The 18241-nt window shown below is 62.9% G+C and carries 19 protein-coding genes; 8 read left to right on the top strand and 11 right to left on the bottom strand.

Translation table 11 applies throughout. The features are described 5' to 3' along the window. Positions 1-31 precede the first annotated feature (31 nt). Genes ubiG through ABMD26_RS04290 form a run of 3 tightly spaced genes read left to right on the top strand, consistent with a single transcriptional unit; the run spans position 32 to position 2168 of the window. Positions 32-730, top strand: coding sequence for a bifunctional 2-polyprenyl-6-hydroxyphenol methylase/3-demethylubiquinol 3-O-methyltransferase UbiG (ubiG, locus tag ABMD26_RS04280; protein ID WP_049860980.1), 699 nt, complete (start codon positions 32-34; stop codon positions 728-730). A gap of 2 nt (positions 731-732) precedes the next feature. Next, a complete protein-coding gene (gene mupP / locus ABMD26_RS04285) occupies positions 733-1404 on the top strand; it encodes an N-acetylmuramic acid 6-phosphate phosphatase MupP (protein ID WP_354308303.1) in 672 nt (223 codons plus the stop codon). Positions 1405-1427: 23 nt separating this feature from the next. Further along, entirely contained in the window at positions 1428-2168 is a 741-nt protein-coding gene (locus tag ABMD26_RS04290) for a YciK family oxidoreductase (RefSeq protein ID WP_134721478.1), read from the top strand. A 112-nt stretch (positions 2169-2280) separates the two neighbouring features. On the opposite strand, the gene ABMD26_RS04295 is transcribed toward ABMD26_RS04290, so the two are convergent. From ABMD26_RS04295 to ABMD26_RS04325, 7 genes are all read right to left on the bottom strand, one after another. Continuing rightward, positions 2281-3063, bottom strand: coding sequence for an iron-containing redox enzyme family protein (locus ABMD26_RS04295; RefSeq protein ID WP_122741730.1), 783 nt, complete (start codon positions 3061-3063; stop codon positions 2281-2283). Positions 3064-3110: 47 nt separating this feature from the next. Further along, entirely contained in the window at positions 3111-5573 is a 2463-nt protein-coding gene (locus ABMD26_RS04300) for an EAL domain-containing protein (protein WP_354308313.1), read from the bottom strand. Between the two features lie 149 nt (positions 5574-5722). Beyond that, positions 5723-7549: an ABC transporter ATP-binding protein gene (locus tag ABMD26_RS04305; RefSeq protein WP_354308317.1), complete on the bottom strand. Its 1827-nt coding sequence runs from the start codon at positions 7547-7549 to the stop codon at positions 5723-5725. Continuing rightward, on the bottom strand, positions 7542-8177 hold the full coding sequence (locus ABMD26_RS04310; RefSeq protein WP_354308321.1) for a DsbA family protein: 636 nt from the start codon (positions 8175-8177) through the stop codon (positions 7542-7544). The genes ABMD26_RS04305 and ABMD26_RS04310 overlap by 8 nt, the downstream gene beginning before the upstream one ends. 4 nt (positions 8178-8181) lie before the next feature. After that, positions 8182-9120, bottom strand: coding sequence for an oxygen-dependent tRNA uridine(34) hydroxylase TrhO (trhO, locus tag ABMD26_RS04315; RefSeq protein WP_122741726.1), 939 nt, complete (start codon positions 9118-9120; stop codon positions 8182-8184). Positions 9121-9280: 160 nt separating this feature from the next. Continuing rightward, a complete protein-coding gene (locus ABMD26_RS04320; protein WP_354308327.1) occupies positions 9281-9577 on the bottom strand; it encodes a BolA family protein in 297 nt (98 codons plus the stop codon). A gap of 14 nt (positions 9578-9591) precedes the next feature. Continuing rightward, the gene (locus tag ABMD26_RS04325; RefSeq protein ID WP_122741724.1) at positions 9592-10131 is read right to left on the bottom strand and encodes a DUF2059 domain-containing protein; all 540 of its coding nucleotides are present in this window, start codon (positions 10129-10131) and stop codon (positions 9592-9594) included. Between the two features lie 223 nt (positions 10132-10354). Between ABMD26_RS04325 and ABMD26_RS04330 the strand changes: the two genes are divergently transcribed. Together ABMD26_RS04330 and ABMD26_RS04335 are read left to right on the top strand one after the other, a co-directional pair. Further along, on the top strand, positions 10355-11731 hold the full coding sequence (locus ABMD26_RS04330; RefSeq protein ID WP_354308332.1) for a class II fumarate hydratase: 1377 nt from the start codon (positions 10355-10357) through the stop codon (positions 11729-11731). Between the two features lie 96 nt (positions 11732-11827). Next, on the top strand, positions 11828-12022 hold the full coding sequence (locus ABMD26_RS04335) for a DUF6316 family protein (protein ID WP_122741723.1): 195 nt from the start codon (positions 11828-11830) through the stop codon (positions 12020-12022). A 7-nt stretch (positions 12023-12029) separates the two neighbouring features. Here the strand turns inward: ABMD26_RS04335 and ABMD26_RS04340 are convergent, their stop codons facing one another. Further along, positions 12030-12857: a substrate-binding periplasmic protein gene (locus ABMD26_RS04340; RefSeq protein ID WP_192000046.1), complete on the bottom strand. Its 828-nt coding sequence runs from the start codon at positions 12855-12857 to the stop codon at positions 12030-12032. 204 nt (positions 12858-13061) lie between these two features. Between ABMD26_RS04340 and ABMD26_RS04345 the strand changes: the two genes are divergently transcribed. Continuing rightward, positions 13062-13604, top strand: coding sequence for a 3'-5' exonuclease (locus ABMD26_RS04345; protein ID WP_354308340.1), 543 nt, complete (start codon positions 13062-13064; stop codon positions 13602-13604). Between the two features lie 72 nt (positions 13605-13676). Further along, positions 13677-13958: a pyrimidine/purine nucleoside phosphorylase gene (ppnP, locus tag ABMD26_RS04350; protein ID WP_049860991.1), complete on the top strand. Its 282-nt coding sequence runs from the start codon at positions 13677-13679 to the stop codon at positions 13956-13958. A 34-nt stretch (positions 13959-13992) separates the two neighbouring features. Here the strand turns inward: ppnP and ABMD26_RS04355 are convergent, their stop codons facing one another. Next, positions 13993-15750: an ABC transporter transmembrane domain-containing protein gene (locus ABMD26_RS04355; RefSeq protein ID WP_354308347.1), complete on the bottom strand. Its 1758-nt coding sequence runs from the start codon at positions 15748-15750 to the stop codon at positions 13993-13995. A gap of 141 nt (positions 15751-15891) precedes the next feature. Here ABMD26_RS04355 and ABMD26_RS04360 point away from each other — a divergent pair, with 141 nt between their 5' ends. Continuing rightward, positions 15892-16071: a PA1571 family protein gene (locus tag ABMD26_RS04360; RefSeq protein WP_049860993.1), complete on the top strand. Its 180-nt coding sequence runs from the start codon at positions 15892-15894 to the stop codon at positions 16069-16071. 81 nt (positions 16072-16152) lie between these two features. On the opposite strand, the gene pdxB is transcribed toward ABMD26_RS04360, so the two are convergent. Beyond that, positions 16153-17295: a 4-phosphoerythronate dehydrogenase PdxB gene (pdxB, locus tag ABMD26_RS04365; protein WP_134721486.1), complete on the bottom strand. Its 1143-nt coding sequence runs from the start codon at positions 17293-17295 to the stop codon at positions 16153-16155. A gap of 324 nt (positions 17296-17619) precedes the next feature. Further along, positions 17620-18099, bottom strand: a complete 480-nt coding sequence (locus ABMD26_RS04370) for a DUF1289 domain-containing protein (RefSeq protein WP_049860995.1) — start codon at positions 18097-18099, stop codon at positions 17620-17622. Positions 18100-18241 lie beyond the last annotated feature (142 nt).

Genomic DNA, 18241 nt, shown 5'->3' on the forward strand with positions numbered 1-18241 from the left:
TTCTGGAATCACAACGTTTAGAGGACACCCAATGAGCAACGTCGACCACGCTGAAATCGCCAAGTTCGAAGCCCTGGCGCACCGCTGGTGGGATCGCAACAGCGAGTTCAAGCCGCTGCACGACATCAATCCGTTGCGCGTCAACTGGATCGACGAGCGTGTCAACCTGGCGGGCAAGCAGGTGCTGGACGTCGGTTGCGGCGGCGGCATCCTCAGCGAGGCCATGGCCCTGCGCGGCGCCAAGGTGACCGGCATCGACATGGGCGAGGCGCCGCTGGCGGTCGCTCGCCTGCACCAGCTCGAATCCGGCGTGGAAGTGGAATACCGCCAGATCACTGCCGAAGCCCTGTCAGCCGAATGCCCGCAAAAATTCGACGTGGTCACCTGCCTGGAAATGCTCGAGCACGTGCCGGACCCTTCGTCGGTCATCCGCGCCTGTTTCCGCATGGTCAAACCCGGTGGCCAGGTGTTTTTCTCGACCATCAACCGCAACCCCAAGGCGTACCTGTTCGCGATCATCGGCGCCGAATACATCATGAAGCTGCTGCCACGCGGCACCCATGACTTCAAGAAATTCATCCGCCCTTCCGAGCTCGGTGCCTGGAGCCGCGAGGCCGGACTGACCGTCAAGGACATCATCGGCCTGACCTACAACCCGCTGACCAAGCATTACAAGCTGGCCGCGGACGTCGACGTCAACTACATGATCCAGACCCTTCGCGAGGAATGAGCATGCGCCTTCGAGCGGTACTCTTCGACATGGACGGCACGTTGCTCGACACCGCGCCGGACTTCATCGCCATCTGCCAGGCCATGCGCGCTGCGCGCCAGCTGCCGCCCATCGACGAGCAACGGGTACGCGACGTGATATCCGGCGGCGCCAAGGCCATGGTCCAGGCCGCGTTCGACCTGTCGCCGCAGGCGCCGGAGTTCGAAGCGTTGCGCCTGGAATTCCTCGAACGCTATCAGGACGGCTGCGCCGTGCACAGCCACCTGTACGACGGCATGGCGCAATTGCTGGCGGACATCGAGCAGGCCAGGCTGATCTGGGGTGTAGTGACCAACAAGCCGCTGCGCTTCGCCGAACCCATCATGCAGCAACTGGGCCTGGCACAACGCTCGGCCATCCTCATCTGCCCCGACCATGTGACCCGCAGCAAGCCGGACCCCGAACCGCTGCTGCTGGCCTGCAGCAAGCTCGAGCTGGACCCGGCCAGCGTGCTGTTCGTCGGTGACGATCTGCGCGATATCAAATCAGGCCGCGATGCCGGGACCAGGACCGCAGCGGTGCGCTACGGCTACATCCACCCCAACGACAACCCCGATCACTGGGGCGCCGATGTGGTGGTGGACCACCCGTCCGATCTGCGCCGCGTGCTGGACCAGGCCCTCTGCGGCTGCTGAGCCACCTTTTTCCAGGAGATCCCATGTTCGATTACTCAGCCCGCCCCGACCTGCTGGCCGGGCGCGTCATACTGGTCACCGGTGCCGGCCGCGGCATCGGCGCCGCCGCCGCGAAAACCTATGCTGCCCACGGCGCCACCGTGCTGTTGCTGGGCAAGACCGAGTCCAACCTGACGGCCGTGTATGACGAGATCGAAGCGGCCGGGCATCCCCAGCCGGTGGTTATCCCGTTCGATCTGCACAGCGCACACACCGCGCAGTACGCCGAACTGGCGCAGATGATCGAGAAAACATTCGGCCGCCTGGACGGACTGCTGCACAACGCCTCGATCATCGGTCCGCGAACGCCCCTCGACGTGCTGCCCGACGACGAGTTCATTCAGGTGATGCAGGTCAACGTGAATGCGACCTTCATGCTCACTCGCGCGCTGCTGCCCCTGCTCAAGCAGGCCGAAGATGGTTCGGTGGTGTTCACCTCCAGCAGCGTCGGTCGCAAGGGACGTGCGCACTGGGGGGCCTATGGTGTGTCGAAGTTCGCCACCGAGGGCCTGATGCAGACCCTGGCCGACGAACTGGAAGGAGTCAGCGCCGCACGCTCCAACAGCATCAACCCGGGTGGAACACGCACGGCCATGCGCGCGCAGGCCTACCCGGCCGAGGATCCGGGCCGCAATCCGCTACCCGAACAGATCATGCCGGTGTACCTGTATCTGATGGGACCCGACAGTGCCGGGATCAACGGGCAGGCGTTCAACGCCCAGTGAAAAGTGTCCTCAGGACGGGCGCCATCCCGTGCGACCGGCCAGCCAGCCTGTCGCGCAACCATGGCGCCGCCTGAGGTGATCCTGCTAGACCTTCATCAAGCCACTACGGCCTTCACGCCACGACCCTGTTGTCCAGCGTCGTGGTGCGCTGCTGCTCCAGCGCCATGCAGCGCTCCAGGAACAGAAACATGAAGTCGTAGCTCTTGCAGATGGCGTTGCGCAGCTCGGTCTGCTGCGCCTCGGTGGCGTGGTTGCCGATCAGCGTGCAGATGATTTCCAGGGCTTCCCATGGATGCTCATCGTCGTACTGGGCGTGCAGGCTCAACCAGCGCATGGCGCGCTTGCGGTTCTGCTCGGGGAACGCCTGGGCGTAGGTATCGTCGGCGCAGACCACGGCCGACCACTCGCCGGTTGCACCCTCGATGGCATAGTTGGTCGCCGCCATGGCAACCGCCAGCGAATCGGTGGCGCAGCTCTGCCAGCACCAATGGCTGAGCGCATGCAGCTCGGCCGGTACGTCCTGGGCAATGAGGTCCTGCAGGCTGACGCCATGGGCCTGGCTCCAGTGCACCCAGTAATCGGCATGGTTGAGCTCGACACGAATATTGCGCATCAGCCAGCGCCGCGCCATGTCCTCGCCCGGATGCCGGGCGAAGCGGGTCTTGGTCAGGTTCTGCGCCATGTACAGCGAGAATTGCTCCACCACCGGCCACCCGCCGATCAGGTAGTGGCGCATGGTGCGCGAGCTCAGCTGGTTGTCGCGCATTCGTGCATAGAGCTCATGCTCGACGACCCGACGCTTGTTCGGCGCACAGTCTTCGATCAGTTTCTGCGCCCACTCGGGATAACTCTTTGCGTCCATCAGCGGACCCAGTCGAATAAAAGGATCGTTCACTGGCAAACCTCCATTTAATTAAGTGAAGAACAGCGGCAAATTTGCCCTTACCGAAAAGTGTCGGGAACGCCGAATCGCAACGGCCGGAGTCTGCCCAGATGCCGGCGCAAACTGTCACAGGTGAATACCTGCGGTCGCTCGATCAAGTATCCCTGTGCGTAGTCCACACCAATTTCCAGCAAGGCCTGTTCTATCAAAGGCGTCTCGACAAACTCGGCAATGGTGCGTTTGCCCATGACGTGGCCAATATGATTGATCACTTCCACCATCGCCCGATTGATCGGGTCGTCCAACATATCTTTAACGAAGCTGCCATCAATTTTCAAATAATCGACAGGTAAATGTTTCAGATAAGCAAAAGAGGACATACCGGCACAGAAGTCATCAAGGGCGAAATGACACCCTAAGCCTTTCAATTCATTGATAAAGCGGATCGCGCTGCCCAGATTTGCGATGGCGCTGGTTTCGGTGATCTCGAAACATATCAACTCGGCCGGAATGGCGTACAGACGAAACTGTTCGCGCAGGAACTCGAGGAACTCATCGTCGCCTATGCTGATGCCGGACAGATTGATCGCACAGACCGCCAGCGGTCCCTGGTCGGGCTGGTCGAGGGTCTGGCGCACTACCTTGAATACGTTCTGTACCACCCAACGGTCCAGCGCGGTCATCAGACCGTAGCGCTCGGCGGCGGGAATGAACACGTCGGGCATGATGATGCGGCCGGTTTCATCGCTCAGGCGCAAGAGGATTTCAACGTGGCCACCGGGCGGGCCGTCCTGAATGCCCAGTGCGGCGATTTCCTGGGCGTAGAGGCAGAAGCGGTTTTCTTCCAGCGCCATGTGCAGCCGCTGGACCCAGGCCATTTCATCGACTCGCACGGTCAGCTCGCTGTCCGCGGCATGGTAGACCTGGACCCGGTTGCGACCGCGCTCCTTGGCCAGGTAGCAGGCCATGTCGGCGGCGCGCATGGAGGCTTCGAGGGTGATCGGGGCCTGGGTCAGGTGCACCATGCCGACGCTTACCGTGGTCACGAAGGGCCGCCCCTTCCACACGAAATGCAGATTCTGCACGGTCTGGCGCAAAGTTTCCGCGAGCTTTTCCGACTCGGTCGCCGTACAGTTCTCGATGAGAATGCCGAATTCGTCCCCGCCCAGACGCGCCAGGGTGTCGCCTTCGCGCAGCCCGGATTGCAGCAGCGCACAGATGTGGCGAAGCAGTTCGTCGCCGGCAGCATGGCCGCAGGTGTCGTTGACCAGCTTGAACTGGTCCAGATCCAGGAACATCAGCGAATGGCAAGCCGGATAGCGCTGCAGCGCGGTGAGGGCCTGCTCGAGGCGGAACTCGAATTCGCGACGGTTGGCCAGTCCGGTCAGTGCGTCGTGGGTGGCCTGCCAGGACAGGTTGGCGATGTACTGACGTTCCTGGGTCATGTCGTGCAGGACCAGTACCGTACCGCTGATGTGCTGGTCGGTCTGGATAGGAGCGCCCACCAGCGTCACCGAGACCGTACTGCCGTCCAGGCGCTGGATCAGCTTGGCGTGCTCGCTGCCGCCGCGCAGGTCGCCGCTGACGATGTGGTCGATGAGGGTGAAGCTGTCCTTCTCGGCGTTCTCGTCGAGCAGGTTGAACAGCGCTGCCAGCGGCAGACCCATCGCCTGGTCGGCGCTCCAGTGGGTGAGGCGCTCGGCGGCCGGGTTCATGTAGAGAATCGCGCCTTCGACATCGGTGGTGATCACGCCATCGCCGATGGACGCCAAGGTCACCTGGGCACGGTCCTTTTCCAGCTGAAGCGCATAGGCGAAAGCATGGCGCTGATTGAGCAGCTTGTGCGTGCGCCACAGGGCCAGCACGATCAGCAGCAAGGCAACCAGCAGATTGCTCACCACCAGGAGGTATTGCACCGCACGCGAGCCTTCGCCCAAGGCCGCACTGAAGGCCATGGCAGCAGGGGTGACCGCGTCGTTGATGGTCATGATCTGGTGTTTCCAGCGCGCCATGTCCGCTTCGGTTGCGGTGCCGGCCTGCTGTGCGGCGTGCATACGCTGCGCCAGCTCGTCGAGCTGGACCAGGTAGGTATCACCGGTCTTCCAGAGCGCGATGGCCCTGGACATGTAGCTGACATCGCTGAAATGGCGGTACAGCCAAATGATGTTCTGCATGTCGTCAGGGTGGTTGTTGCCCTTCAGAATGCCGGCACGCGCCGCGGCCAGATCGGGCTCGGGCTGGTCGAGGGCCAGGCGCAGCTGATGACCGCCCTGGGGAATGGCGATGGCGCGCAGGTATTTCTGGAATACGTCCTCGTCACGGCTGTCGGCATACAGGTTGAGATAGTAGATTGCGTCTTTCTGACCTTTGGACCAGAAACTTTCGCCCGCGACATAGCTACGCACGGCGGACAGTGCGTAAAGGCTGATGCAACCCAGCATTGCCATCAACCCTACAACGGCGATGAATGGCCAGACGATCCCCAGTAATCTCGGCGTATCGAGAGTCTGCGTGTGCTTCATGAGGTTCCTTGCTTCAGCAATCCAGGCAACGTCCAAGTCAGAACTTCAATCACGGCTGGCACACTTTAGGCTAGTTTAGGAAAGGACCGGCACCGTTTTCTTCGGTGCCGAATGTTTTTTCCATAGCTCGTCGTGACGCCAGGGGCGAACTAAACCTGTTGCAGATAACCGTACAGACGCGCATACAAACCGCCCTCCGCGATGAGTTGCTGGTGGTCGCCATCTTCGGCGATCCGGCCGCCGTCGAATACGAGTACGCGGTCGGCCTGTTTCACCGCAGACAGCCGGTGGGCAATGATCAATGTAGTGCGTCCTCTCAGGAAGCGCCCGAGGGCCTGATGCAGGTTGTACTCGGTGGCCGCATCGAGTGCCGAAGTGGCCTCGTCGAGGATGACCACCTTGGGCTCGGCGAGCACCATCCGGGCAATCGCCAGGCGCTGACGCTGGCCTCCGGAAAGGCGCACCCCCGAGCGGCCGACGATGCTGTCCAGCCCCTGCGGCATTTCCCGTACGGTGCCGTCCAACTGGGCGATCCGCAAGGCGTCCCAACATGCGTGGTCGCCGACATCGCGCCCCATGGTCAGGTTGGCGCGAATGGTATCGTTGAACAGTGCCGGATGCTGCAGCACCACCGCGACGTTATCGCGCAGGGTCTCAAGGCCAATGGCCTGCTGCAGCGCGCCACCGAAACGCACTTCTCCTGCCTGCGGCGTGTAAAGCCCGAGCAGCAACTGCACCAGGGTGCTCTTGCCGCCTCCGCTGGCGCCGACGATGGCGACCTTTTCCCCGGCCGCGATGGACAGGTCCAGGCGGTCCAGCACCTTGTCTTCGGCGTAGGCGAAGCTCAGGCCACGAATATCGATACCCACCGTCTCGCGGTCGCGGAACGGATCGCTGCCGCCCTGATACCTGGGTTCATCGGCACGGGCGAGCAATTCATTAATCCGGTTCAGTGCCCCGCCTGCTGCGTAGTAGGCATATTGCAGATTGAGCAACTGCTCGACCGGGGTGATCATGAACCAGAGGTAGCTGAACACTGCCAGCATCTGGCCGATGCTGAGGTCGGAGAACAGCACCGTGAGCATTGCAGCGGCGCGAAAGATGTCGATGCCGAACTGGAACAGCAGTGCGCTGGAACGGCCCGATGCGTCGCTTTTCCACATGGAGGCGACGGCGAAGTCGCGAACTTCGCGAGCCCGCAGGCCCAGGCGCCCCAGGAAATAACCCTGACGATTGCTGGCGCGCACTTCCTGAATGGCGTCCAGGGTTTCGCTGAGCGCCTGGGTGAAGCGTGCCGTACTGTCGTTCTCGAGTTTTTTCAGGTGTTTGACACGCTTGCCCAGCACCACCGTGGCGTACACCACCAAGGGGTTGAACAGCAGGATCAGCAGGGCCAGTTTCCAATGCATCCACATCAGGATGCCCGCAGTGCCTGCCAGGGTCAGCATGGCGACCAGGAAGCGGCTCAAGGTCTCGCCGACGAATTTGTCGAGGGTGTCCAGGTCGGTGACCAGGTGCGTGGTGACGGTGCCGCTGCCCAGGCTTTCGTATTCGCTGAGCGAGATGCGCTTGAGCCGCTCGATCAGGCGCAGGCGCAAGCGATAGACCACGTCCTTGGCCAATCCGGCGAACAGCCGCGCCTGCACGACGTTGAACAGCAACGCGCCACAGCGCAGGGTAAAGCTGACCACCAGCATGAGGCCGATGAAGCCGACGGGGATCTGCCAGTCGCTGGGCAGCACCTGGCTCATCCATCGCGTGGCACTGCCGGTATGGCCGAGTAGCACTTCATCGACCAGCAGCGGCAACAGCAGCGGAATCGGTACGCTGCACAGGGTGGCCAGCACGGCGACCCCATTGGCGGTCCACAGCGCCCGCTTGTGCTGCAGGGCCAGGCGGCGAATTTCACCCCAGCTCAGGCGGTCTGCCGTTCCATGCGCAGCTGTTTCCCCGACGGGGTCGGGGCGCTCATGCATGGGCAGCACGTTCCAGCCAGCGGGCCAACAGCGGCGCCAGCTCGGCCAGCGGTCGATAGCCATTGGTCAGCAAGGCCAGCTGCCCCTCCCGCTCGGCCAGCAGCGTCGGGAAACCCGCGATGCCCAACCCCTGTGCCCAGGCGAAATCCGCCTGAGTGGTCCGCACCCGCTGATCGCTGTCGAATGCCTCGACGAATTCGATGCGCGGCACCCCTGCCCGCTCGGCCAGGCCGGCCAGTTGCGCTGGCTGGGTCACGTCCAGGCGCTCGGTGTAGAACGCCTGCTGGATCAGTTGGACCAGCGGCCAGGCCAGGTCGGGCGCCAGCTCCCGGACTGCCACGATCGCCCGACATGCCGGCTCCGTGTCGTAGACGAAGCCAGCCGGCAAGGCCCCATCGAACGCGAAGGGTTGACCGGTAGCTTCGTGCACCGCGCGCCAGTGCTCGAGGATGTAATCACGGGTAGCAGGCTCCAACGCCGCGCCACCGCGGCGCAACCCGCCGACCACGATGTGGGTCTGGACCCCTGCCGCCTCGGCTTGCTCGATGAGGCTCCTGGCCACCGGCGCAAAGCCCCAGCACCAGGAACACATCGGGTCCATCACGTAGATCAGGCGGTTGCGCGACATGAACTCAGTCCTGAGCGGCTTTGCGGTAATTGTGCCCGATAGGGTGCGGCAGATTGCGTTCGCGAGCCAGTTCGATCTGTTTCTGGCGATCGATGGCGCTCTTGCGGGTCTTCTCGCTCAGGCTGTTCCAGCAATGCGGGCAGCTGACGCCAGGTACGTAGTGCTCGCTGGCACGGTCTTCGACACTGATCGGTGTGCGGCAGGCGTGGCATTGGTCGTAGTCGCCTTCGCTGAGGTCATGACGCACGGTGACGCGATTGTCGAAGACGAAGCAGTCGCCTTCCCACTTGCTTTCCTGCTGGGGCACCTCTTCCAGGTATTTGAGAATGCCGCCCTTGAGGTGATAGACCTCTTCGAAGCCTTCTCCCAGCATGTAGCTGGAGGCTTTTTCGCAGCGGATACCGCCGGTGCAGAACATCGCGACTTTCTTGTGCACGGCAGGGTCGTAGTGGGCCTTGATGTAGTCGGGAAACTCGCGGAACGAGGCTGTCTTGGGGTCCACGGCGCCCTGAAAGGTGCCGATGGCGACCTCGTAGTCGTTGCGGGTATCGATCAGCAGGACTTCAGGGTCGTCGAGCAACGCATTCCAGTCCTGTGGCTCGACGTAGGTACCGACCGTACGGTTGGGGTCCACGCCGGCAACGCCAAGGGTGACGATTTCCTTCTTCAGCTTGACCTTGGTGCGATAGAAGGGCTGTTCGTCGCAGTACGATTCCTTGTGGTCGATGTCGTCCATGCGTGGGTCCAGCTTGAGCCAGGCCAGCAGCCCATCGATGCCTTCACGTGTGCCGGACACCGTGCCGTTGATGCCTTCTTCGGCAATCAACAGGGTGCCCTTGATGCCGTTGTCGAGCATGGCCTGCAGCAGTGGCTCACGCATCTCGACGTAATTTTCCAGGGTGACGAACTTGTACAGTGCCGCCACGACGATCGCTTGGGTCATGGGTAAAACGCTCCAGGTGGTCGACCGCGCAAAGGCCGGACCGGTATGTTTCAGGGGTTGATACAGGGTTTTGCCAGGGGCTTGAATGAAAAAACCCGCCAGCGGCATGCCACTGGCGGGTTCTGGATTCTAGCAAGTTTCGAAGCCCAGTGCTCAGGGCTCAGTTCCCACCGCCAGCGCAGGTGGGCGATGCCGGTGCAGCACCGACCTGCGCCCATTCCTGCGGCGTGTAGGTGTGCAGAGCCAGGGCATGGAACTCGCCCATCAGCTCGCCGAGCGTGCCATACACCAACTGGTGGCGCTTGACACTGTTCAGACCAGCGAAACGCTCGCTGACCAGAACCGCCTTGTAATGGGTTTCGGTGCCACGGCTGTGCATGTGGCTCTCGTCCAGCACCTCAAGATGCTCGGGTTGCAGCATCTGCAGCGTGGATACGATGCGTTCCTTCATCGACATCGACAGCGACTCCGTTATGGCTTCGCAGGCTTGGCAGGACCGGCAGCCGCCTTGGCGGCGCCCTGCGGGTCCAGTTCCTTGGTCATGTCAGCCAGCAGGTTGTTGACCACGGGTACCGCGCTTTCCAGCTTCTGCTGGGTCAGCTGCGCGGACTGCTGAGTCACGGCCGGCATTTTTTCCAGGACTTTCTTGCCCAGTGGCGACTGGTAGAACTTGACCAGGTCCTTGAGCTCCTGCTCGGAGAAGTTGCTGGTGTACAGCTTGACCATGTCGGGCTTGAGCTTCGGCCAGCCGATGGCTTGATCCAGCGCGGCGTTGGCCTTGGCCTGGTAGGTTTCCAGGGTGGCCTGCTTGCTGGCCGGTGCCTTGGTCTGCTCGAAGCGCTGGGCGAACATTTGCTGTACTTGCATGTACACCGGTGTACCCAGCTTGTCCGCATGAGCCATCATCAGGAAGGCTTCGGCGCTGGCGTTGTGGCTGGCGGTGTCGGCAAGGACCTGGCCACTGGCACAGACGAGAACAGCCGCGGTGCAGATGGCGCGAAAACGAGTCATCGAGTTTCCTTATCTAGCAGGCGAGGTAGAACCCCAGAAACGATCATTCTGCGCTCATGTTCGTGCGTCACTCAACCCCGGGCTACGAACGGCAAGTACAGTTTCATGGAACCTGAAGCAGGGTGCGTACCCTAACAGCCAAGGCTGCCGGTGAACCGCAGCGAGACCCGCCCGTGCATCTTCGGGGTGTGACGCGAGATCGACAACAAGGAGCATGAACAGCATGAGTCGTATCGAAACAGACAGCCTGGGACAGGTCGAAGTTCCTGAAGAGGCCTACTGGGGCGCCCAGACCCAGCGTTCGCTGGTGAATTTCGCCATCGGCGAGGAACGCATGCCGCTGCCGGTTTCGCACGCCCTGGCGCTGGTCAAGAAGGCCGCCGCGCGGGTCAACGATCGCAACGGCGACCTGCCGGCCGATATCGCTCGATTGATCGAGCAGGCCGCCAACGAAGTGCTCGCCGGCGAGCATGACGATCAGTTCCCTCTGGTGGTCTGGCAGACGGGCAGCGGCACCCAGAGCAACATGAACGTCAACGAAGTGATCGCCGGGCGGGCCAACGAACTGGCCGGCAAGGGGCGTGGCGGCAAGTCGCCAGTGCATCCCAACGACCACGTCAACCGCTCGCAGAGCTCCAACGACTGCTTCCCCACTGCCATGCACATCGCTGCCGCCCAGGCCGTGAACGCCGATCTGTTGCCGGCCATCGCCGTGCTGGGTGAGGGCCTGGCCGAACTGGCCGGGCGACATATGCAACTGGTCAAGACCGGTCGCACGCACATGATGGACGCCACGCCGATCACCTTCGGCCAGGAAGTCTCGGCCTACGTGGCACAGCTGGAGTACGCACAGAAAGCCATCCGCAACGCTCTGCCCGCGGTATGCGAGTTGGCCCAGGGCGGTACGGCGGTGGGTACCGGGCTCAACGCACCCAAAGGGTTCGGTGAAGCGATCGCTGCCGAGTTGGCGGCGCTCTCCGGGCTGCCCTTCGTCACCGCGCCGAACAAATTCGCGGCACTGGCCGGCCACGAGGCGCTGACCAGCCTGTCGGGCGCCCTCAAGACCCTGGCCGTGGCCTTGATGAAACTGGCCAATGACTTCCGCCTGCTGGGTTCCGGACCCCGTGCCGGCCTGGCCGAGATCAAACTGCCCGCCAATGAGCCGGGCAGTTCCATCATGCCCGGCAAGGTCAATCCGACCCAGTGCGAAGCACTGTCCATGCTCGCCTGCCAGGTCATGGGCAATGACGTGGTGATCGGCATCGCCGCGAGCCAGGGTCACCTGCAGCTCAACGTGTACAAGCCGGTGATCATTCATAACCTGCTGCAGTCGATCAAACTGCTTGCCGATGGCTGCCGCAACTTCCAGGAACATTGCGTGGCCGGCCTGGCGCCTGATGCGCAGCAGATGGGCGAGCACCTGGAACGTGGGCTGATGCTGGTCACGGCGCTAAATCCGCACATTGGCTACGATAAAGCCGCCGAGATCGCCAAGAAGGCCTACGCTGAAGGCCTGACCCTGCGCGAATCGGCACTGTCGCTGGGCTACCTGAGCGAAGCCGAGTTCGATCAGTGGGTACGACCCGAAGAAATGCTTTAAGCTCTTGCCGCCGCCGTCATCGTAACCCCACGATGGCGCCGGCGGTGGACACACCCGATCCACGTCCAAGATCGATTTTCAAACAGGATGCCCATCATGTTCGGCAAGCGTGAGCAGGACCCCGTTGCAACCACGCATTTTCGTGCCGAACGGTTCAGCACGGTCAACGGCTTCTACTTTTTCAGCACGCGTGAGAACACCCTCGAGGGTCCGTTCGCGACTCGCGAAGAGGCCGAACGCGAGAGCCGAGCTTACGTCATTCGCGTATCAGGGCGTCAATCCTACCGCTAGCCCCCCTTCAGCGCTTGGCTGCCGGGTGGCGCACGGCGACTCGAGGGGCGGGTTGCTCCAGCACCGCTACCTTGGCGGGTGTGAAGATGGGCTGCAACCTGCCGCTGGCGTGCATCTGCTGCATCAGCGTGGTGAACTCCTCGGCGCTGATCGGTGCGCCCGGACGCACCAGCGCATAGTGCCGATAGATTTGATCCACCCGCTGCGACACCAGCAGTTGCGAGCCGACTTCCGGATTGCGGGTGATGAAATCCGCCAGGAACGAGCGCGTCACCAGCGCAACGTCGGCACGTTTGCGGACGATCATCATCAGGTTGCTTTCATGTGAGTAGGTCAGCACGGCGCTGAAGCGGCGCAGCAGGTACTGCGGGTTGGCGTCGAAATCCGCGAACGCGTAGTGATAGCCGTAGAACAACGCCATGCGCTTGCCATCCAGATCGTCGAAGAACTCCTGATCGTTGCCTTGCTTGAGCGCCACGAAGACCTCGGCATCCTCCAGCCCCAGGTCGACCGCGCTGTGCTTGATGCGCTGCCAGCCCCACGCCGGGTTCTCGAACATCGCCATGTCGACCCTGCCCTTCTCGAAGTCCTGATAACGTCGAGCGATCGAGGTGGGCACCAGAACGAAGTGCCAGTTGGTCTGCACCTGATTGAGCTGATCGATGAGCAGGGGCAGCAGGCCTTCGTTGCTGCCTTGTTCGGGATGCACCACATAGGGCGGAAAGTGCGCAGCGCCCACACGCACTTCCTGGGCCGCGTGCGCGCCCAGCCCGCAAAGGGCCAACCCGGCCAGCAACAGACGTGGCAGGGCCGCCTTAACATAACCGTACTTCAAGACAGAGAACCCTCACCAGCCGTTTCGCGAAGCACGTACGCTAGGGGTTTTATGTCGGGCTGACAACTGCTAAACCCTGTATATGCGCCTGACACCCTCGACCCCGCCTGCGGCGGCCTGCCCCGCTCTCCTGTTCCCGGATCTCGGAACTCTTTGCATCAAGTTGGGCTCTAGCCTCTAAGCGCATGTGCCTGGGAGCCTGGTATGCCGCATTGGCTGGTCATCGACCTGGAAGCCACCACCGACGAAGGTGGTTGGCCGGTCACTGAAATGGAAATCATCGAGATCGGTGCGAGCCTGGTCAATCGCGACGGGCACGAGGTCGACCATTTCCAGCGCTTCGTCAAACCGGTGCGCCGCCCCAGTCTGACGCCGTTCTGCCGTGAGCTGACGCACATCGGCCAGGCGGACGTGGACACTGCAGCGGTCCTGACCCAGGTCTGGAGAAGCTTCGAGCAGTGGCTGGCGCCTCATCGGGGGCAACTGCAGGGTTGGGTCAGCTGGGGCGACTATGACCGCCTGCAGCTGCTGCAGGACTGGCAGCGGCACAACCTGGAAAGCGTGCTGGCGCGGGTGCCGCACATCAATCTCAAGCAGCGCTTCGCCAAGTCTCGGCAATTGCCGCGCCCGCTAGGCCTGACCAGCGCCTTGCAACTGGCCGGCTTGCAATTCACCGGTCAGCAGCACCGGGCCCTGGAAGACGCGCGCAATACCGCGCGCCTGCTGCCCATGGTACTGGCGCCGTAAAGCGGATGACGACCTGCCAGGGCTTGGGCATACTGGCCAGCCCTTTCCACCCCCTTCGCAAGGAACCGACTCATGTTCAAGGTCAACGAATACTTCGACGGCACCGTCAAGTCCATCGCTTTCACCGAAGCTGACGGCCCCGCCACCATTGGCGTCATGGCGCCGGGCGAGTATGAATTCGGTACGGCCCAGAGCGAAGTCATGCACGTGGTATCCGGCGCCCTGACGGTCAAGCTGCCCGATGCCAGCGACTGGCAGACCTTCGCCGCCGGCAGCCAGTTCGATGTACCGGCCAACAGCAAGTTTCAGCTGACCGTGGAAGTGGAAACCGCCTACCTCTGCCAGTACCGTTGATGATTCCGGCCCCCAGCCCTGGGGGCCGTCCGCTCTAACGCCCGAACTGCAGGTGCGCAAGGCGCGCGTACAGAGCATTGCTGGCCACCAGCTCGGCGTGGGTTCCCAGCGCCACCAGACACCCTTGATCAATCACTGCAATGCGGTCGGCGTTCTGCACCGTGGCCAGACGGTGGGCGATGACCAGCGTCGTGCGGCCCTGCATCAACGTAGGCAAGGCCTGCTGGATCAGGTGTTCGCTCTGCGCATCCAGGGCGCTGGTGGCTTCGTCCAGCAACAGGATGGGCGCGTCGACCAGCAAGGCCCGAGCAATCGCCAGGCGTTGGCGCTGTCCGCCTGAAAGTCCCATGCCGGCATCGCCCAGCGGTGTCTGATAGCCCTGCGGCAGTTGCACGATGAAGTCATGGGCATGGGCGATGCGCGCAGCCGTCTCGACCTGCTCGGCGGTGGCGTCGGCGCGACCATAGCGGATATTGTCCTCGACGCTGCCGAAGAACAGCGCCGGCGTCTGCGAAACGATGGCGAAATGTCGACGCAGGTCCTGCGGGTCGAGCTGGCGCAGGTCGATACCGTCGATGAGCAGGCGGCCCTGCTGCGGATCGTAGAACCGCAGCAACAGTTCGAACAGCGTCGACTTGCCGGCGCCGGAGGGCCCGACCAAGGCCAGGGTCTCGCCCGGCCGAACCGTCAGGCTCATGCCTTGGATGGCCGGTGCGTCCTCTCGCGTCGGGTAGGCAAAGACCACCTCCTCGAGAGCCAACGCGCCGGCCACCCGAGACGGCAACTGCTGCAAGCCCTCGGTGGGCGGCTGAATCGCGCTGCGCGCCTGCAACAGTTCGGCGATCCGTTGCGCAGCGCCAGCGGCCCGTTGCAGTTCACCGACCACCTCACTGAGGGTGCCGAAGGCGCTGCCGACGATCAGGCTGTAGAACACGAACGCAGCCAGCTCGCCGGCCGAAATGCGCCCGCCGATCACGTCCATGCCACCCACCCACAGCATCACCGCCACGGCACCCAGAACCAGCACGATCACCAACGCGATCAGCCAGGCACGCTGGACGATGCGCCGTCTGGCCGTATCGAACGCCTGCTCAACGGTCACGGCAAAACGGCGCTGGTCCTCGGCCTGGTGGTTGTAGGCCTGCACCGTCTTGATCTGGGTCAGGGTTTCGGCGACGTAGCTGCCAACGTTGGCGATGCGATCCTGGCTCTGTCGCGACAGACGCCGCACCTGGCGACCGAACATCAGGATCGGCGCCAGCACCAGCGGCAAGGCGACCACCACAATGCTGGTGAGCTTGGGGTTGGTGATGAACAGCAGCACCACACCGCCGATCACCATCAGCAGGTTGCGCAGGAACATCGACAGCGACGAGCCGATGACCGATTGCAGCAAGGCCGTGTCAGTGGTCAGCCGCGACTGGATTTCGGAGCTGCGGTTGTTCTCGTAGAACGCCGGGTGCAGGTGGACCAGATGGTCGAAGACCTGCTTGCGGATATCGGCGACGCAGCGCTCGCCGATCCAGGACACCAGGTAGAAACGCGCGAACGTCCCCGTCGCCAGGGCCAGTACCAAGACCATGAACACCGCGATCGAGCGGTTGAGCAGGTGCGTGGACTGGGTCATGAAGCCTTGGTCGACCAGCATCCGAATGCCCTGCCCCATGGACAGGGTGATACCGGCGGTGACCAGCAACGCCAGCAGCGCGCCGATGGCCTGCCATCGATAGGGACGCACGAAGCGCCACGCCAGGCGCAGGCCGCGACGTTGACTGGAAGACAATAGCTGCAAGGGGGATGATCCGTATTCAGAGGGTCCACAAGCCTACACCCAGACGCGGGATCGACTACAGTGGAACTCCATGAAACGCACAAAGTCAGCTAGAAAGCAGGCCGTAGCAAACGGCGCAAACACCTGAAGAGGAGACAGGCCATGAGCTCGCATGACGACACGCAGAAAAGCATCGAAGTGGTACGGGTGCACCCCCACGAGCCCGTCGGTGGCTCGATCATCGATGAGCAGGGCCGTGAAGTGCCCATCACCGAAGACATGGTGCAGGAAGCCTGTCGCGAACTGGAAGAGCACGTCGTCAAACCTGCTGGCAACGTCTGATCGAACCACCCGCCTCACTGCCTTCCAAACCCGGCCCTGACAGAAATGACAGACGGCCGGATTCGTGTTTCTTGGGCTCGGCTAGACCAGGACCGCACCCAGGGCGGCGGCGATGCGTTCGAGCACAGGTGCCGGGCCGTCGATACGCACGCGCAGGCCTTCGATCTCGCGGCGTGGCGGGTAATGCTTGCGCAACTGGTCGAAGGCAAGTCGCTGTCGATCGGTATCTGCATCCAGGCTGCGGCGGAAATCGGCGTCGTCACGACGAGGGTCGTAGACACCGCGGCACAGCATGGCCAGCGCCCAGTCCGGATCGGTGTCGGCGCTCAGGCTCACCTCTCCCAGCCAAGGTTTGGGCAACAGGTCTTGCAACTGCACGTCGGCATTGCGCCCGAGGAACTCGCACAAGGCCTGATAGATCTGCGCCGTGCCACGGCGGCGACCGTCAAGGCTGTAGCCGGCGATGTGCGGCGTGCCGATCACGCAGCAGTCGGCCAGCTCGCGATCGACCGCAGGTTCCCGCTCCCAGACGTCGAGTACCGCTTGCAGGTCTTCACGCGCCAGCAGGACGTGACGCAGTGCGACGTTGTCGATCACCGGGCCGCGCGCGGCATTGATCAGCCAGGTGCCCGGCTTGAGGGCGCGCAGACGCGCATCGTCGAACAGGTGCCAGGTCGGATGAGGGCCGCTGTGGGTCAGCGGCGTGTGCAGGCTGATCACGTCGCAGTGGTCGACGATGTGTTCCAGGCTGACGAAGTCACCGCCCTCGCCGGCCTCGCGCAAGGGATCACACACCCGCACGTCCCAGCCCAGCCCGCGCAGCACCTGGACCAGTCGCCCGCCGACCTGCCCGGCGCCGACGATGCCGTAGCAACGCCCGCTCAGCGGCAGACCTTCGACCTCGGCCAGGGTCAGCAGGCTGCCCAGCACGTAGTCGACCACACCACGGGCATTGCAGCCCGGGGCGCTGGCCCAGCGGATGCCGGCCTCGGCGAAGTGGTCGAGGTCCAGATGGTCGGTGCCGATGGTGCAGGTGCCGACGAAGCGCACCGGGCTGCCTTCAAGCAAGGCACGGTCGACCTGGGTCACCGAGCGCACCAGCAGAACGTCGGCCTCGGCAACCGCCGCGCGATCGATCGACCGGCCGGGATAGCGGCGGATTTCTCCAAAGCCTTCGAAGAAAGCGTCGAGCAGCGGGATGTTTTCGTCGGCGACTATGAGCATGGGGTATCCAGAATTATAGAGTGATCGGGGTAGTCTATTCGCGGGCAGAGACCCGCTCCCACACTAGAGCGAACGCGGTTCCTGTGGGAGCAGGGTGGCCTGTTCGCGGGCAGAGACCCGCTCCCACACAAGAGCGAGCGCGATCCCTGTGGGAGCAGGGTGGCCTGTTCGCGGGCAGAGACCCGCTCCCACACAAGAGCGAGCGCGGTCCCTGTGGGAGCAGGGTGGCCTGTTCGCGGGCAGAGGCCCGCTCCCACACTAGAGCGAACGCGGTCCCTGTGGGAGCGGGTCTCTGCCCGCGAAGGCATCACCACGCAGTCAGCATCAGATAATGCGCTGTTCGGTCAGCTCGCGCACGAACGATGGCGCGATGTAGCGCTGGTAATGCGCCTCCGAGAGAATGAAGAATTCCCGATCGATGGCATCACGCAGTTGTGGCAGATCCCAGTCGCGGAACTCGGGCAGCAGCACCAGGCCATAGGCTTCCAGGTTGTTGATCACCCGCGCACCACGGGCGATCAACTGATAGGCCCAGCAGTACTCCGACTGCCGCTCGACGAAACGTATCTTGCGTTGTTCCAGTTGTTGGCGCAGCTTCAAGGGGTCGAACACTTCCAGCTTGGCCACCATGACCTGCACCAGCAACTGCTCCAGCCGCACCCACACCGCGCGTTTCTGCGCCTCGTCGTAGCCGTTCCAGTGGATGACTTCATGGTGGTAGCGCTTGCAGCCACGGCACACGAGGTCCCCGTAGACGGTCGAGCACAGGCCCACGCAGGGCGTCTTGATGGAATGGTTGGACATGGCGAATCGGCACACTGGACGGTGGAACACCGGGCGCATGTTAGTCCTTTGTCTAACAGGGGTCACCCCAGAAATCGTGGGGCTTAACTTAACTTCCTGCGCGAATTAACGTAGAATCATGCAGCCTTTTTAGGCGCCAATG

This window comes from Pseudomonas sp. PvP001 (assembly GCF_040546375.1).
Classification (GTDB): Bacteria; Pseudomonadota; Gammaproteobacteria; order Pseudomonadales; family Pseudomonadaceae; genus Aquipseudomonas; species Aquipseudomonas coleopterorum.

What these genes read in the sequence shown, in the direction of transcription:
- ubiG (WP_049860980.1), top strand. Translation starts at nt 32, where the DNA reads ATGAGCAACGTCGACCACGCTGAAATCGCCAAGTTCGAAGCCCTGGCG.
- mupP (WP_354308303.1), top strand. Translation starts at nt 733, where the DNA reads ATGCGCCTTCGAGCGGTACTCTTCGACATGGACGGCACGTTGCTCGAC.
- ABMD26_RS04290 (WP_134721478.1), top strand. Translation starts at nt 1,428, where the DNA reads ATGTTCGATTACTCAGCCCGCCCCGACCTGCTGGCCGGGCGCGTCATA.
- ABMD26_RS04300 (WP_354308313.1), bottom strand. Translation starts at nt 5,573, where the DNA reads ATGAAGCACACGCAGACTCTCGATACGCCGAGATTACTGGGGATCGTC.
- ABMD26_RS04305 (WP_354308317.1), bottom strand. Translation starts at nt 7,549, where the DNA reads ATGCATGAGCGCCCCGACCCCGTCGGGGAAACAGCTGCGCATGGAACG.
- ABMD26_RS04310 (WP_354308321.1), bottom strand. Translation starts at nt 8,177, where the DNA reads ATGTCGCGCAACCGCCTGATCTACGTGATGGACCCGATGTGTTCCTGG.
- trhO (WP_122741726.1), bottom strand. Translation starts at nt 9,120, where the DNA reads ATGACCCAAGCGATCGTCGTGGCGGCACTGTACAAGTTCGTCACCCTG.
- ABMD26_RS04320 (WP_354308327.1), bottom strand. Translation starts at nt 9,577, where the DNA reads ATGTCGATGAAGGAACGCATCGTATCCACGCTGCAGATGCTGCAACCC.
- ABMD26_RS04325 (WP_122741724.1), bottom strand. Translation starts at nt 10,131, where the DNA reads ATGACTCGTTTTCGCGCCATCTGCACCGCGGCTGTTCTCGTCTGTGCC.
- ABMD26_RS04330 (WP_354308332.1), top strand. Translation starts at nt 10,355, where the DNA reads ATGAGTCGTATCGAAACAGACAGCCTGGGACAGGTCGAAGTTCCTGAA.
- ABMD26_RS04335 (WP_122741723.1), top strand. Translation starts at nt 11,828, where the DNA reads ATGTTCGGCAAGCGTGAGCAGGACCCCGTTGCAACCACGCATTTTCGT.
- ABMD26_RS04345 (WP_354308340.1), top strand. Translation starts at nt 13,062, where the DNA reads ATGCCGCATTGGCTGGTCATCGACCTGGAAGCCACCACCGACGAAGGT.
- ppnP (WP_049860991.1), top strand. Translation starts at nt 13,677, where the DNA reads ATGTTCAAGGTCAACGAATACTTCGACGGCACCGTCAAGTCCATCGCT.
- ABMD26_RS04360 (WP_049860993.1), top strand. Translation starts at nt 15,892, where the DNA reads ATGAGCTCGCATGACGACACGCAGAAAAGCATCGAAGTGGTACGGGTG.
- pdxB (WP_134721486.1), bottom strand. Translation starts at nt 17,295, where the DNA reads ATGCTCATAGTCGCCGACGAAAACATCCCGCTGCTCGACGCTTTCTTC.
- ABMD26_RS04370 (WP_049860995.1), bottom strand. Translation starts at nt 18,099, where the DNA reads ATGTCCAACCATTCCATCAAGACGCCCTGCGTGGGCCTGTGCTCGACC.